This is a genomic window from Kribbella sp. NBC_00359 (assembly GCF_036097425.1).
In the GTDB taxonomy this organism is placed as follows: domain Bacteria; phylum Actinomycetota; class Actinomycetes; order Propionibacteriales; family Kribbellaceae; genus Kribbella.
Genome location: NZ_CP107975.1, coordinates 7199340 through 7213333, shown reverse-complemented (window position 1 = coordinate 7213333; position 13994 = coordinate 7199340). Strand labels below are relative to the sequence as shown.

General features: G+C 69.3%; 16 protein-coding genes. 9 read left to right on the top strand and 7 right to left on the bottom strand.

The window, feature by feature from the left end; all coding sequences use genetic code 11:
- Complete coding sequence (locus tag OG876_RS35070; RefSeq protein ID WP_328520993.1) at positions 1-765, bottom strand: arsenate reductase/protein-tyrosine-phosphatase family protein; 765 nt, start codon at positions 763-765, stop codon at positions 1-3.
- A gap of 48 nt (positions 766-813) precedes the next feature.
- Positions 814-2928 carry a DEAD/DEAH box helicase gene (locus tag OG876_RS35065; RefSeq protein ID WP_328520992.1) on the bottom strand — a complete coding sequence of 705 codons (2115 nt, stop codon included), beginning with the start codon at positions 2926-2928 and terminating at the stop codon, positions 814-816.
- Between the two features lie 398 nt (positions 2929-3326).
- On the opposite strand from OG876_RS35065, the gene OG876_RS35060 reads away from it, so the two are divergent.
- The 5 genes from OG876_RS35060 to OG876_RS35040 all read left to right on the top strand — a co-directional run bounded on the left by OG876_RS35060 (position 3327) and on the right by OG876_RS35040 (position 6928).
- Positions 3327-4718 (top strand): alkaline phosphatase, encoded by a 1392-nt coding sequence (locus tag OG876_RS35060; protein ID WP_328520991.1) that lies wholly within the window; start codon positions 3327-3329, stop codon positions 4716-4718.
- Between the two features lie 12 nt (positions 4719-4730).
- Positions 4731-5111, top strand: coding sequence for an ArsR/SmtB family transcription factor (locus tag OG876_RS35055; protein ID WP_328520990.1), 381 nt, complete (start codon positions 4731-4733; stop codon positions 5109-5111).
- Positions 5108-5821 carry a cation diffusion facilitator family transporter gene (locus tag OG876_RS35050; RefSeq protein WP_328520989.1) on the top strand — a complete coding sequence of 238 codons (714 nt, stop codon included), beginning with the start codon at positions 5108-5110 and terminating at the stop codon, positions 5819-5821. Before OG876_RS35055 ends, OG876_RS35050 begins: the two co-directional genes overlap by 4 nt.
- A gap of 278 nt (positions 5822-6099) precedes the next feature.
- A complete protein-coding gene (locus OG876_RS35045) occupies positions 6100-6252 on the top strand; it encodes a hypothetical protein (RefSeq protein ID WP_328520988.1) in 153 nt (50 codons plus the stop codon).
- Between the two features lie 13 nt (positions 6253-6265).
- Complete coding sequence (locus tag OG876_RS35040) at positions 6266-6928, top strand: transglycosylase SLT domain-containing protein (protein ID WP_328520987.1); 663 nt, start codon at positions 6266-6268, stop codon at positions 6926-6928.
- 46 nt (positions 6929-6974) lie between these two features.
- Here OG876_RS35040 and OG876_RS35035 read toward each other — a convergent pair whose 3' ends face one another.
- Positions 6975-8210, bottom strand: coding sequence for an MFS transporter (locus tag OG876_RS35035; protein WP_328520986.1), 1236 nt, complete (start codon positions 8208-8210; stop codon positions 6975-6977).
- A gap of 123 nt (positions 8211-8333) precedes the next feature.
- On the opposite strand from OG876_RS35035, the gene OG876_RS35030 reads away from it, so the two are divergent.
- Both OG876_RS35030 and OG876_RS35025 read left to right on the top strand, forming a co-directional pair.
- Entirely contained in the window at positions 8334-9218 is an 885-nt protein-coding gene (locus tag OG876_RS35030; RefSeq protein WP_328520985.1) for a LysR family transcriptional regulator, read from the top strand.
- A 60-nt stretch (positions 9219-9278) separates the two neighbouring features.
- Positions 9279-9902 (top strand): DUF1684 domain-containing protein, encoded by a 624-nt coding sequence (locus tag OG876_RS35025; RefSeq protein WP_328520984.1) that lies wholly within the window; start codon positions 9279-9281, stop codon positions 9900-9902.
- A 1-nt stretch (position 9903) separates the two neighbouring features.
- Here OG876_RS35025 and OG876_RS35020 read toward each other — a convergent pair whose 3' ends face one another.
- Together OG876_RS35020 and OG876_RS35015 are read right to left on the bottom strand one after the other, a co-directional pair.
- Complete coding sequence (locus OG876_RS35020) at positions 9904-10326, bottom strand: hypothetical protein (protein ID WP_328520983.1); 423 nt, start codon at positions 10324-10326, stop codon at positions 9904-9906.
- Position 10327: 1 nt separating this feature from the next.
- Entirely contained in the window at positions 10328-10837 is a 510-nt protein-coding gene (locus OG876_RS35015) for a DUF2231 domain-containing protein (RefSeq protein ID WP_328520982.1), read from the bottom strand.
- A 114-nt stretch (positions 10838-10951) separates the two neighbouring features.
- Between OG876_RS35015 and OG876_RS35010 the strand changes: the two genes are divergently transcribed.
- Positions 10952-11653, top strand: a complete 702-nt coding sequence (locus tag OG876_RS35010) for a helix-turn-helix transcriptional regulator (protein WP_328520981.1) — start codon at positions 10952-10954, stop codon at positions 11651-11653.
- A 3-nt stretch (positions 11654-11656) separates the two neighbouring features.
- Here OG876_RS35010 and OG876_RS35005 read toward each other — a convergent pair whose 3' ends face one another.
- Together OG876_RS35005 and OG876_RS35000 are read right to left on the bottom strand one after the other, a co-directional pair.
- Positions 11657-12625 (bottom strand): TIGR03557 family F420-dependent LLM class oxidoreductase, encoded by a 969-nt coding sequence (locus OG876_RS35005; protein WP_328520980.1) that lies wholly within the window; start codon positions 12623-12625, stop codon positions 11657-11659.
- 168 nt (positions 12626-12793) lie between these two features.
- Positions 12794-13201 carry a dihydrofolate reductase family protein gene (locus tag OG876_RS35000; protein ID WP_328520979.1) on the bottom strand — a complete coding sequence of 136 codons (408 nt, stop codon included), beginning with the start codon at positions 13199-13201 and terminating at the stop codon, positions 12794-12796.
- A gap of 135 nt (positions 13202-13336) precedes the next feature.
- On the opposite strand from OG876_RS35000, the gene OG876_RS34995 reads away from it, so the two are divergent.
- Positions 13337-13924 carry a dihydrofolate reductase family protein gene (locus OG876_RS34995; RefSeq protein WP_328520978.1) on the top strand — a complete coding sequence of 196 codons (588 nt, stop codon included), beginning with the start codon at positions 13337-13339 and terminating at the stop codon, positions 13922-13924.
- Positions 13925-13994 lie beyond the last annotated feature (70 nt).

Below are 13994 nucleotides of genomic sequence, written 5' to 3'. Positions count from 1 at the left end.
TCAGTCCTCCTTCTCGGTGCTGAGGCTCGGCAGTAGCTGCCGAACGCGGGTGTCGATCTCGGCCGCCGCCGACAGGTACCTCGGATAGCTGCTTCGGCTCTCGTCGCCGGCGGCTGGATCGGCGATGCTCCAATGGGCGCGCGGCAAGTACTCGCCGTCGGGCAGCGCCTCGCGCGCCTTGTCGCACAAGGTGACCACACGGTCGAACGGACGGCTCCGCGTGGAGTCGAGCGGGCGCGGTGCCTGCCCCTCGATGTCGATGTCGTACTGCTCCCGCAGCACCCGGACCGCGTGCGGATGGATACGGTCCTTTGGCTGGGTGCCGGCGCTGCTCACGCGTACCCGGTTCCCGGCGTGGCGGCGCAGCAGCGCCTCGGCGATCGGTGATCGAGCGCTGTTGCCACTGCAGACGAACAGGACGCTCAATCGCCCTGACCGCCGCGTCGGAGCGCCGGGTACTGGCGCCATCCGCAGGGCCGGATGCAGTGCGACGCCGACGTCGGCCAACGCCACGGCGCAGCGCTCGAGGTCGAGGTGGTAGTAGCTGTCGCGCGCGTCGAAGCTGCTGCGCCTGGCCGAGACCAGGCCGCCGTCTCGCAGGAGCCGCAGGTGATAGGAGACCAGATTCTGCGGCTCGTCGACGATGGCGACGAGCTCACGGACGCGCAGATCGCTCCGCGCGAGCTCGGCGACCAGCTGCCACCGCAGCGGATGGCTCACCAGTCGAACGAACTCGGGCAGCGCCGCACCGTCGGTCATGCCCATCCAGCCGACAGTACATCAAACACAATTGATGCAATAGATCGCTCGGCGCTACTCCGACAGCGCGTTGGTGAGGAGGGCGACGAGGGCTTCGAGCTGGAAGTCGGCCGATGCCGCCACCTCGTCGTCGGACCCGTCCAGGGCGGTGGCCGCGAGGCCGGCCTTGGCGTCGATCAGGTCGGCGATCTTGGTGTCGATGGTCTGGGCGGCGATGATGCGCCACGCCGTGACCGGCTCGGCCTGACCGATGCGGTGGACCCGGTCGATGGCTTGGGTCTGCTCGGCGTTGGTCCAGGACAGTTCGGCGAGGACGACGTTCGAGGCGACCTGGAGGTTGAGGCCGACGCCGGCGGTCAGCAGTGAGCAGACCGCGATGGAGACGTCCGGGTCGTTGACGAAGGCGTCGATGTTCTTCTGCCGGGTCGTCCGGGACTGGTCGCCCCGGATCGAGGAGAAGCGGATGCCACGCTCGGTGAACAGCTCCTCGGCCGCGTCCAGCACCTCGATGTGCCGGGCGAAGAACACGACCTTGCCGACGCTGTGCGCGAGCTGCGCCGCGTAGTCGGCGGCCAGGCCGGCCTTCGCGCGGCCGATCCGCCGCACCAGGCTGAACACGTTCTCGCCGGTCTTGGCGCTGTCCCGGTCGGAGCGCTCCCAGCCGGCCACCCGGCGGACGAGGTCGTGGTCGATGCCGTCCACGGTGCTGCCGGAGGTCCGGGTCGCGAGGGCGGTCTCGTAGCGGGCGACGAGGCGGTCGGCGAGCTCGCGCTCGGCGTCGCGGATGGAGCGGCCGATCGCACCGTCGAGCTCGACGGGCAGGTCCGCGATCCGGCGGGCCGGGATGTCGGCCGCCACGTCGACCTTGCGGCGGCGGACGATGCCCATGTCGATGACCCGCGCACGGGCGGCCGCCGAGAAGCCGGGATCGGCCGGTGTCAGGTCGGTCTCCTCGAGCGACTCCATCAGCTCGGCCCGCGGTCCGGTCTCGTCGATCCAGCCGAGGAACTCCCAGATCGCCGTGAAGTCCTCGATGTCGTTGATCAGCGGCGTACCGGTGAGTGCCATCAGCAACGGTCGTCCGGCACGGGTCCGGATCCGCTCGGACAGCTGCAGCACGTTGCGTGACCGCTGGGACTTCTTGTTCTTGATGAAGTGCGCTTCGTCGACCACCATGCCGCGGAAGCCGAGGTCGCCGAGCCAGCCGACGTGCCGGTCGAGCACCTCGTAGTTGACGATGACGATGTCGGCGAAGCCGTCGACGGTCTCGCCGTCGCCGTGGATCACCGTGGCGTTCCGCTTCGGTGTCCACAGACCCGCCTCGCGGGCCCAGTTGGTCTTCACGACGTTCGGTACGACGACGAGCAACGGGTAGGCGCCCACGGCCCGAGCGGCGAGCAGCGCCTGCGCCGTCTTGCCGAGCCCCGGCTCGTCGGCGAGCAGGAATGTCCGGTGGCCGGCCGCGGCGGAGGCGATCAGGCGTGCCTGGTGCGGCATCAGCTCCAGGCCCTCGGCCGTCCGCAGGGTGGTCGGCTCAGGCAGGGCCTTGCTGGCGGAGGCAGCGGCGTGCTCGAAGGACCTCAGCAGCGGGGTGATCAGCTCCCAGCCGGCCAGTCGTCCCGGGCGGGGCGGACGGGCGGGGGCCGACGAGAAGTCGGGCGCGAGGAACGGGTTGGCCAGCTGTCGCTGGACCACGGTCTGCGGCACGACCCGGCGTACAGTCGTGTCGGCAGGAGTCGTCGGCCGGCTGACGGGCTCCTCGCGGGGCGGCTCCTGGCCGGCGGCGATCAGCATCTCGCGCTTGAGTGACGCGGCCGCTTCGGAGATGACCGCGTCCTCGGCGAGCAGCCCGAGGAGCGTGGTCTCGCGGGCGGCGGACTTGGCCAGAATCGTCGCGATCCCGTCGAGCCGCCGCAGCTGCTCGGCCCGGTACGCGTCGCTGGAGGTGTGGTCGGCGTTCACCCGGGACCGCTCCTCGCGGACGAGCAGCGCCACGACCTGGAACTTGGTCCGGACCGACGGCCGGACGTCGGACCGCTCGACCGCCGACTCGACCTCCCGGACGGCGCGGGCGAGCACCGGGAGCAGGCCGTCGGCATCGCGGGCGGGACGACGGCGCTGAGGAGCCGGTCGGGTAGCGCCGGACTGGCGCTGGCCTCGTCGGGCCAAAGAATCCTCCTAGGGACTGCCATGGCACCCCCGGCCATGGTGAAACGCGCACCGTACGGCGTGATGCCGTCGACGAGACGCCGTGTGTCCGACGAAGCCCACCGCGAGACTGGCTCAGCCCATCGCGAGCTGGTCGGTCCGTCGATTCCGACGAGACCGGCCAATGCACGGGGGACCGATGACCATCAGTCGGTGGCCGTGAGCTCCAGCAGAATCCGCGGCGATCGGCGTCGCCGATGTCGGTGCGGTTCCAATACTAACCGCAGTCCGCCGGTCGGTGACCCCGGCGCCCCCACCTGGCGCGCTGGTTGTGTCATCTGTTCGTTGCTTGGCGGCCACCTGTTGTCCCGAGATCGCGCATACGTTCCGGGTGTTCCGTCCAAGCAGAAAGGCCCGAAATGATCAGGAAAAAGGCCGTCGTGGCCGCCTTCGCCGCGACCACGGTGATCGCCGCGGCAGGCATGGCTTCGGCCGCCGCCAGCGGCGCGTTCTCGTCGGCGCAGGGCGCGGAGGCGCATTCCGCGCCGCACGGGCCGAAGAACGTGATCTTCCTGTTGGGCGACGGCATGGGGACGCAGGAGATCACCGCCGCGCGCTACTACCAGGGTGTCCAGAACAAGCTGAACGTCGACCGGGCCCGGTACACCGGCTTCGACACGACATGGTCGGTGAAGCCGGCCGCCAAGCCGCCGTACAAGCCCGACTACGACCCGGACTCGGCGTCGACCGGCTCGATGTGGGCGACCGGGACGAAGACGCTCGACGAGCGGATCTCGCAGGGGCCGAGCAGCGCCATCGACGTGCCGGGGAAGAACCTCACCACAGTCCTGGAGCTGGCCCAGAAGCGCGGCCTGAAGGTCGGAGACGTCTCGACCGCCGAGATCACCGACGCCACGCCGGCGGTGCTGACGTCGCACATCTCGCTGCGCGGGTGCCAGGGGCCGGCTGACATGACCGCCTGCTCGAAGGAGACGAAGGCCGCTGGCGGCCTGGGTTCGATCGCGGAGCAGCAGGTGGACCACAAGGTCGACGTCCTGCTCGGTGGTGGCCGCGGCCGCTTCGAGCAGACGATCACCGGTGGGCCGTTCGCGGGTAAGACGGTGGTCGACCAGGCCAAGCAGCAAGGCATCCAGTACGTGACCGACGCGGCCGGCCTGAACTCGGTCAAGAGCGGCAAGCCGGTGCTCGGCCTGTTCAACAGCAGCAACATGTCGCTGGAGTGGAGCGGCCCGTCCGCGGCGCTCGGCAAGAGCAACACGCCGGCGGCGTGCAAGGAGAACCAGCGTCCGGCGAACGAGCCGAGCCTGGCGGACATGACCACCAAGGCGATCAAGCTGCTGGAGAACCGCAAGGGCTTCTTCCTGCAGGTCGAGGGCGCCTCGATCGACAAGCAGGATCACGCCACCAACGCCTGCGGCCAGATCGGTGAGACCGTCGCCTTCGACAAGGCGATCGGCGTCGCGCTCGACTACCAGCGCTCCCACCCCGACACCCTGGTGGTCGTCACCGCGGACCACTCGCACACCAGCCAGATCGTCGGCGAGGACGCGTCCGGCTCGGGTCTGCCGACCGGCTACTCGACGAACCTGACCACCAAGGACGGCCAGACGCTCACCCTGACCTACGGCACCGCCGGCTTCGGCGGCGACGGCAAGGCTCCGGTCGGTACGCCGCCGAGCCAGCAGCACACGGGTTCCGTCGTACCGGTCTGGGCCCAGGGTCCCGGCGCCGACGCGATCCTCGGTACGAACGACCACACCAACCTGTTCAAGGTGCTCCAGAGTCGGTGATAACATCGCCGAATGGCGATGACAGCGTCGACTGGTGTCGAGTCCGAGGTAGTCGACGAGGCGGCCGCGCTCTCCGCGGCCGCCTGTCTGTTTCACGGGTTCAGTGACTCGTCGAGGCTGGCGATCGTCCGGCACCTGGCGCTGGGGGAGCACCGGGTGGTGGACCTGACCGAGCATCTCGGTCTGGCGCAGTCGACGGTGTCGAAGCATCTGGCGTGTCTGCGGGACTGCGGTCTCGTCGAGTCCAGGCCGCAGGGTCGTGCGTCGCTGTTCAGCCTGACCCATCCCGAGGCGACCCTCGAGCTCCTCACCGCCGCCGAGCGCCTGCTGGGCCTGACCGGGGACGCGGTCGTCCTCTGCCCGGTCTACGGCGAGGCGGCGGGCCGGTCATGACCGAGCCGCTCCGGATCACGAGCGCTCCGACCGGCTCGTGGACCACTGACCCAGACCAGCGGCGACGGCTGGGCCGACGGGCGCAGCTACTCGCCGGCGCCTCGGTGGCCTACAACATCGTCGAGGCTGTCGTAGCCGTCAGCGCGGGTCTCGTCGCGGGATCGGTTGCGTTGGTCGGGTTCGGCCTCGACTCGGTGGTCGAGGTCTCCAGCGGCCTGATCATCCTGTGGCAGTTCCGTCACCGGCTGCCCGAGAGTCGTGAGCACCAGGCGCTGCGCCTGCTCGCCGTCTCGTTCTTCGCGCTGGCCGCCTACGTCTCCTTCGAATCGGTCCGCGCGCTTGTCACCGGCGCCCATCCCGACGTGTCCCCGGTCGGAATCGGCCTGGCGATCGCGTCGCTCATCGTGATGCCGTTCCTCTCCTGGGCCCAGCGCCGTACCGGCAAGTCTCTGGGCTCGAACGCCGTTGTCGCCGACTCCACCCAGACGCTTCTGTGCACGTACTTGTCCGCCGTACTCCTCGTCGGCCTCGTCCTGAATGCAACCCTCGGCTGGACCTGGGCCGACCCCATCGCCGGCCTGGTCATCGCCGCCGTCGCCATCCGCGAAGGCGTCGAAGCCTGGCAAGGCAAAGGCTGCTGCTCGCCAATCCCCGGCGCCACAGCGACCTGCGGCTGTGGTGCCTCCTGCATCGACGGCTGCTGCGATTAGTCGCGCGGGAGTAGGCCGCTGACCAGAGCTTTGAGGCCCTGGGGGTAGGTGTTCTGGGCGGCGAGGGTGGGCCGGCTATGGCCGCCAGGTGCGGGGTTTGGGTGGGGTCGAGGGTGGTGAAGAACGGGTCGCGGTCCAGGGGGCGGCGGGGGGAGTGGGCCCGGACCAGGATCGCGCCGTACTCGCGGTCAAGCTCGGCTATCGGCTTCCGGCCCGGACCCTCTGGTCGGTGGCGCGCCGCTGTCGGCACTGCCGCTCACGATCGCAGCGGGCAATCCGTGACACCCCGAGCACTCAGTGATGGCTACGCCCTCGGCTTCACGCTCTGCGCGGCGCTGCTGGTCGCCGCTGCGCTGATCGCGTTTGCTGTCGTACGGCGTACGAACCCGGCGGTTCAGGTCGAACGTGACTTGGTTCCGTTGCGCGATTGACTAGGTTGGGTGGGTGGCGAAGCGCTGGTGGTGGGTGGCGGTCGGAGTCGTGGTCGTGGGCGTCTGGGCCGCGCGCCACGACGGCGACCGCAAGACCGCGGACACCGCGGAGACCGCGACCGCCCAGCCCACTCCCTCGGCGACGCCCCCGCGGACTGTCAGTACGACGCCCGCCGCGAAGCCGTGGTACGACGACTACGACCCGGCCCGCTTCGCCCCGCAGGTACGCCGGTACGCCGGTCAGGCCGGGATCCGTCCACAGTTGCTGATGGCAATCTTGTACAACGAGGCGTACAAGCCGCACGACCCGAAGTTCGAGCGCTCGTGGGCGCAGGTCGACTCGGACCCCGCCTTCGGCATCGCGAACATGCATCGGGCCGCCTTCGACGACACCAAGCGTGGGCGCGACTTCGCCGGCCGGAAGTGGGAGCAACTGCCCGACGATCCGGGCCTGGCCATCGAGGCCGCGGCCTGGCACCTGCACGACCTGGCCAAGCGGCTGCCTGACAAGCGAAGCCAGCGGTACACCAAGGACGAATTACTTGCCCTGGGCTACAACACCGGCGCCGGGAACATGCGGGCCTTCGCCAAGGGTGCGAAGGCCGGTGCGCAAGCCCAGTCCTACCTCGACCGCCTGCACGACAACTGGGACAAATCCGCTCGAGCCGTCGGGTGAACCCGGCGGCGCCGAAGTCTCGTCGCCGGGTTCGCAAGGGCGGCGGTCAGGCGGCGCTGCCAGCCGTCGATCGCCGCGCGGCCACGACCGCCGCGATCGCGCCGATCGACAACACAGCCGCGAAGCCGATCATCGACGGGCGCAACCCGGCGTGCCGGATGACCAGGCTGAAGGCGATCGAGGGCAGGCCCATCCCGAGGTAGGCGAGCACGAAGAACGTGGCCAGCACGCCGGCGCGCGAGGCGGGCTCGGCGGTGCGGACCGCCTGGGTGACGGCACTCTTGAACATCATGCCTGCGCCGGCGCCGGCCAATGCGGCCGCGATCAGCGCCAGCCACAGCGCCGGGTGGTAGAGCGAGGCCGCCGTCAACGCGAGGCCGATCGGGAAGAGCGTCGTACCGATGATGAGAACGGCCCTGTCCGTCAGGCGTGCGAAGGCGAACTGGGCGACGGCCGAGGCGGCGAAGGCGGTGAACGGCGCGAGCCCTGCGATGAAGTACGACGTGATGCCCAGCTCACCGCGGACGATGATCGCGCCCAGCGAGGAGAACAGGCCCATCACGGCGAAGGCGAAGGCCCCGACGGCGGCAGCCGTGCCGAAGGCGGCACCCTGCCCAGGCTTCAGGGCGAACCGCACCGGCCGGATTCGATCAGTCACCTCGGTGTCGACGGTCTCCGGACTCGTGAGGACGAGCACCAGCAGGAGTGCCATCAGGCCGGCGAACAGGATGTACCCGGTCCGCAGCGGCGCTGGGCCCCACTGTGCGAGGGCGCCTCCGACGAGCGGGCCGAGCGCCAGGCCGCCCAGGTTCGCGGCCGCGGCCACCACTGTGGGCACGGCGGAGGTCGTCCGGTCGGGACGTGCCTCGTGGAACAGGTCGGTGAGGTAGGCGGTCGCGGTCGATGCCATCAGCCCGATGGCGACGCCGGTCAGGATCCGCCCGACGATCAGCCCCGGCAGTGCAGGCCAGATCGCGAGGTCCGCGGCCGCGAGTACGCCGACCAGCGAAGCGGGCACGATGATGCGGCGGCGGCCGAGCCGATCGGACAGATGGCCGAGCAGCAGGAAGGCGGCTGCGGCGCCGACCACCAGGACGGCGAACGCGATCGTCACCGTGGTCGCCCCGAAATGATCCCGCTGCTGGTAGATCGGCCACAGCGGGGTGGGCACGGTGCCGAACGCCATCAGCGTCAGGAACGCGGCGGCGACGAACCAGAAGCCGGCCGCGTACCGGACGCGCGCTGGAGCCGCGGCGCCGACGGGTGGTGCGATGGTGCTCATCAGGTGTTCTCCTCGGAGATTTCGGTGGACACCTGATCAGAACCGGGCCCGAGCCGGGGGCGATACCAGCTTTCGTGCACCGGTAAGAGATGAATTCCATCTCTGTCGGAGATACTGGTCAGCGTGGAACTCCGGCACCTGCGGCATTTCGTGGCGCTCGCGGAAGAGCGCAGCTTCACCCGGGCCGCGGCCCGGGAACTCATCGTCCAGTCCGGCCTGTCCACGTCGATCCGGGCGCTCGAGAAGGAGGTCGGCGCACTGCTGTTCGTCCGCGGCACCCGGCCGGTGCGGCTGACCGCCGAAGGTACGGCGCTCCTCCCGGCCGCCCGTCGTACGCTCGACGCGGCGGAGGCAGCTCAGCAGGCGGTTCAGGACGCGCATGGAGTCCTGGCCGGCACGTTGCGGATCGGCGCGCTGCAGTCGAGCGGACACCGGCTACCGGTGTCGTCCTGGGTGGCGGAGTTCGCGCTCGCGCATCCGCGGGTGGACATCTCGGTGCAGCAGCTGCCGGCGCTGCAGATGGCCGACCTGGTGGCGGACGGACGACTCGACTGCGCGCTCGTCTCGCTGGACGACGCGCGGACGGATCTCGAAGCTGTGCCACTCGTCGCGGAGCCGGTCATGCTGGTCGTCGCCACCAGCCACCGGCTCGCTCAGGCCGGGTCCGTCACGCTCGAGCAACTCGACGGGGAGCGATTCGTGGAGCCGCCGCCACAGTGGACGATCCGGGAGGTTGTCGACGCCGCGTTCCGTCAGGCCGGGCTGACCCGCCGGATCGCGTGCGAGGTGAGCGAGTGGACCATGCTGATCGAGCTGGTCGCGGCCGAGGTCGGCGTCACGCTGGCGCCGGCCGGCTTCGAGCTCTCCCCGCGCGTTGCCGGAGCCATCACCTTCATCCCGCTTGCCGGCGTCGAAGCCGTCCGCCGGATCGACCTCGTCCTGCCCCGGGGTCACGCCGCGAGCCCGGCCGCCCGCCGCTTCCGCGAGTACGTCGTCCGTGGGCGGTGATCACGCCGTTGGGGTCGCCTCCGTAGTGTCGTGGGTGAGCAACCGGAGAGAAGAGGCAGTGTGAAGGACGATCAGGTGGAGTACGCGTCCGTGCTGGCTGTGGCCGACTGGCGCCGGCGGGTGTTCGCGCTCTACGGCGCGGTTCGGGCGGAGAACGATCCGGCCAAGGCGCACGCGGTGTGGCAGGCGGGGCGCGGCGAGTTGCTGATGACCCATCCCGCCTCGCCGGTGGACGATCGCGAGGCCTACAAGGGCGCTGAGATCGGGGCCTATCGGCCGGAGCTGCGCTTCGAGGTCGCCGTCGACACGGATGTCGAGCCGGTGCAATGGGAGGTGCCTTCGGCAACGGATGGCGTGATCCCGTTCACCCGGGCGGGAGTCCTGCACGTGCCGACCGTGGGTGACCTGGATGTGTGGTGGCTCGAGTCGTACGGCGGTGGCCTCTTCGTGCCGGTCAAGGACTCGCTCGCCGGTCAGCGCACGTACGGCGGTGGGCGTTATCTGCTCGACACGGTCAAGGGTGCCGACCTCGGTGGCGACGTCCGCGAAGGCTGGCTCGTCGTCGATCTGAACTTCGCCTACAACCCCTCGTGTGCCTACAGTCCGCGCTGGACGTGCCCGCTGGCACCGACGGGCAACACCGTGGCAGCGGCATTGCCCGTCGGTGAACTGACGAGGTCGTAGGTCAACTCCCTCCGACCTCGAGCGCTGTCAGGAGGACCAGGACCAGAGTCGCGAACGCGAACAAACCGTGGCCGCCGACGACCGCCATGGGGAAGTGACGCTCGGCGGGCGCGTCGGCGGCCGGGGCCTCGGTCGTCCGATTCCGGTACGTCGGCAGCCAGCGGAAGAACATGGTGTAGCCGAGAAGGGCCACGGGTAGCAGGAGGACGAACGCGATCCAGGCCAGTGCGTCGCTGTCGACGATCAGGTAGATGATCCACAGCACCAGGCCGATCGCGGCCAGGGCGAAGTGGCCGAAGATCAGTGCCGGCGGGAAGTGGCTCGAGCTCGGCTTGCGGGGGCCGCCGTTGCTGATCCAGGTGTACAGCAGGAAGAAGCCACCAAGCGCGGTGATCAGCCACGTGACGAGTGCTGCGATACCCATGTCATCTCCTCGGCTCGAAGCCTTCGGCCTGGTCATGGTCCTCGGCGACGCGGACGCCGTACCGGAACGCCAGCTTGCCTCCGAGATAGCCCGAGACCATCAGGGCTCCGAGGCTGACCGCGGACAGCACGATCGGACCGACCGGGACCTGGTCGGCCTCGGATCCACGGCGCCACAAGGCATTGACGACGTACGCCACAGTGACGGCGAGGTTGAGGACCAGGTGGAGGAGGCCGGTGCGGAACGCGGGGGTGCCTGACGGGATGGCGAAGAAGTCGAGCAGGCCGACGCTCGCGGCCGCGACGGCGCCGACGATGCCGATCACGATCAGCCAGACCGACGCCTGCACCAGGAACGCGGCGTCCGCCACCCGCGACCCGATGTCGAAGACGAAGCTGGCCACCCACGCGCCGATCGGGATCGTCACCAGGATCGGATGGAACGGATGACCGTACGGACCGGTCAGCAACGCGCTCACCGGACGCTTCGCCGCAGCGGACCGATCGGACACCGGTACCTCCCTATTCCACTAATGGAGTTTGGTCTTATTGCGGATCGCAGGTCAAGGGTTGAGGGGCTACCGCGGATGCTTTTCGCCAATGATGATGTCCGTTATGGTGGAGCGGTGAGAGCACGGGGGAGCGGAGCGGACGCGACGATCCAGGCGGTGTCGGTGCTGAGCGACGACACCAGGCGCCGGATGTTCGCCTTCTGCCGTCGGGCCGGCAAGGCGATCAGCCGGGACGAGGCGGCGGCCGAGGTGGGGATCTCGCGGAAGCTGGCCGCGTTCCATCTGGAGCGCCTGGTCGATGCCGGTCTGCTGCGGGCTCATTACGACCGTGCCGGCGGGATCCGCAGGGTCGGCCGGGCGCCGAAGATGTACGAGCCGGCCGCGACCGACCTGCAGGTGTCGATCCCGCCGCGCCGGCCGGACCTGCTCGCCGAGATCCTGCTCGACGGCGTCCTCAATCAGGACGACGTCAGTCCGCTGGAGTCGGCGCGCCGGGCAGCCTTCCGGCACGGCGAGCGGGTCGGCGAAGAGGAGCGGGATCGGACCCGCCCGGGCCGCCTGAGTGCCGAGCGGGCGTTGACGATGTCCGAGGCGACGTTGGCGAGCGTGGGCTTCGAGCCGGTCCGCCCACGCCCGGGCTGCGTCCGGTTGCAGAGTTGCCCGTTCCACCCGCTCGCGCAGTCGCAGCCCGAGGCCGTCTGTGGCATCAACCATGCATTCGTGAGCGGAGTGGTGTCCGGCCTCCAGGCGACGGCCATCAACGCCGTACTGGATCCCGAGAGTGGCGAGTGCTGCGTCGAGCTGAGCGCGGACTGACGCCTACGAGCGGTTGGTGCGGCGGAGTTCGGGGAGAACCTCGGTGCGGTAGAGGTTCATCATGTCGACCGAGTGCGGTCCCATGTTGGCGACGTAGACCTCGTCGAAGCCGGCCTCGACGTACGGCGTGAAGGCGTCGACGTGGACGTCCGCCTTCGGTCCGCAGGCGACGGACTGGGCGGTCGACTCTTTGGTCACCAGTTGGCTGGCCTGCTCGAAGTGCCGAGGGGATGGCAACACCTGGGCGAGCTCACCCGGGAGACCCGAGTTGGCCCAGATCCGGTGCGCCTGCTCGACACCTTCGGCTTCGCTCGGCGCGTAGCTGACCTTGAATCCTGCCTGCGCCGGCTTGTCCCCGCCGCCGTTGTCGCGGAACCGCTGCAGCAGCTCGGCGTCCGGCGTCGTACTGATGTAGCCGTCCGCGATGCGCGCCGCGACATCCGTTGCCTCCGGCCCGAATCCGGACATGTAGATCGGCAGCGGCGCCTCCGGACGGGTGTAGATCCGGGCGGTGTCGACCGTGTAGTGCTTGCCGTGGTGTGAGACGAACCCCTCCTCCGTCCACAGCCGGCGCATGATCTCGACCGCTTCCTCGACCATCTCGAGTCGTACGTCGACGGTCGGCCACACGGATCCGACCACGTGCTCGTTGAGCGCCTCGCCGGTGCCGATGCCGAGCGTGAACCGCCCGTTCAGCAGTACGGCGCTCGTCGCGGCAGCCTGCGCGATGACCGCCGGATGGATCCGCACGGTCGGACAGGTGACAGCCGTCGTCACCGGCAGCTCACAAACCTGGGAGATCGCTCCGATGGTGGACCACACGAACGGGCTTTGCCCCTGCTCGTCGTTCCACGGATGGAAGTGGTCGCTGATCCACAGCCCGTCGAACCCGGCCTCCTCGGCAAGCCGCGCCTGCTCGAGCAACTCGGACGGCGTGTACTCCTCACTGGACAGGAAATACCCGATCTTCACAGTTCTCCGATCACTCGCTTTCCCCCCGAGTGCCCGCCCGCCGAGGTTTCATGCGGTGCTCCAAGGCGTGAGGACCGGGACGGGTCTGTTGCCGCGGAAGTGATGGCGGTGGTCGCCCGGGGTAGTGTCCAGGCGCCTGCAGCGGGCCTCCGTATCCGGACGATGGGGTCAGGGGTGCAGGGTGGGGTGGTAGATGAATTCTTGGGTGCGGGCGTCGAAGGTGCGGCTCTCGATCAGGTCGAGGTCGAAGTCCGCGGCTCCCTGGAAGATGGGCTCGACCCCGGTTTGACCTGCGATCACCGGGAAGATCGTTACCTGGATGCGGTCGACCAGGCCGGCGGCCATCAGGGCCCGGTTCAGCGACAGGCTGCCGTGTGAGCGCAACGGTACGTCGGACTCCTCCTTGAGCCGGGCGATCACGTCGACGGCGTCGCCGCTCACGACGGTCGCGTCCGGCCAGTCGAGCGATCCTTCGAGTGTCGACGACAGCACCGTGGTCGGCATGCTCCGCATTCGCGCGTTCACCGGGTCGAGCGCCTCCGACGGCACGGTGCTCGAGCCGAGCATCTCCACCATCAGCCGACCGGGTCTGCGCCGAGGGTGTGATGGTGGCGGCAGAACTCTTGCTCGAGGAAGTGTCGGATCTGCGGTGAGGCGTTCGTGGCAGGAGTGAGGCGGCCGACAGTGCCGCACTGATTCGAGGAGCACATCGTGACCGTTACGTATACCTTCGACGTCTTCTCGACGCTCGACGGCTTCGGCTCGCCCAGTGGCGGCGACTGGGGTGGGTACTGGGGCAAGCAGGGACCCGAGTTTCTGGAACACCGCCTCGCGCAGTACGGCGAGAAGCAGCGGATGGTCCTCGGGGCCAACACGTTCCGAATGTTCGCGGGGATGCTGGCCACGTTCCCCAAGAGGTCCGAGATCTACGACCCCTGGGTCAGCCGGATGATGGAGCTGCCGGCGACCGTGGTGTCGAACACCCTGGACGAACCGCTCGACTGGGCGGACGGGACCATTGCCTCGGGCAACGCCATCGACATCGTTGCCCGGCTCAAGGAAGAGTCCGGCGTACCGCTGCGCTCGCACGGCAGCATCTCGCTCAACCGCGCTCTGCTGACCGCCGGTCTGGTCGACCGGGTCCAGGTGACGGTCTTCCCGGTGCTCACCGGTCAGACCGGAGCGAACCCGGTCTTCCGGGGCGCGGCCGACTTCGACCTCGAGCTGCTCGAGACCCGGACCCTCGACGGCAACATCCAAGAACTCACCTACCGACCGACCCTGCATGTCCCAAAGTGATCAGGTCGCTACGGATCCGGAGGAACTTAGGCGGCAACCCCGGCACCGGCAAGGTCTCGAGCTGACCCAC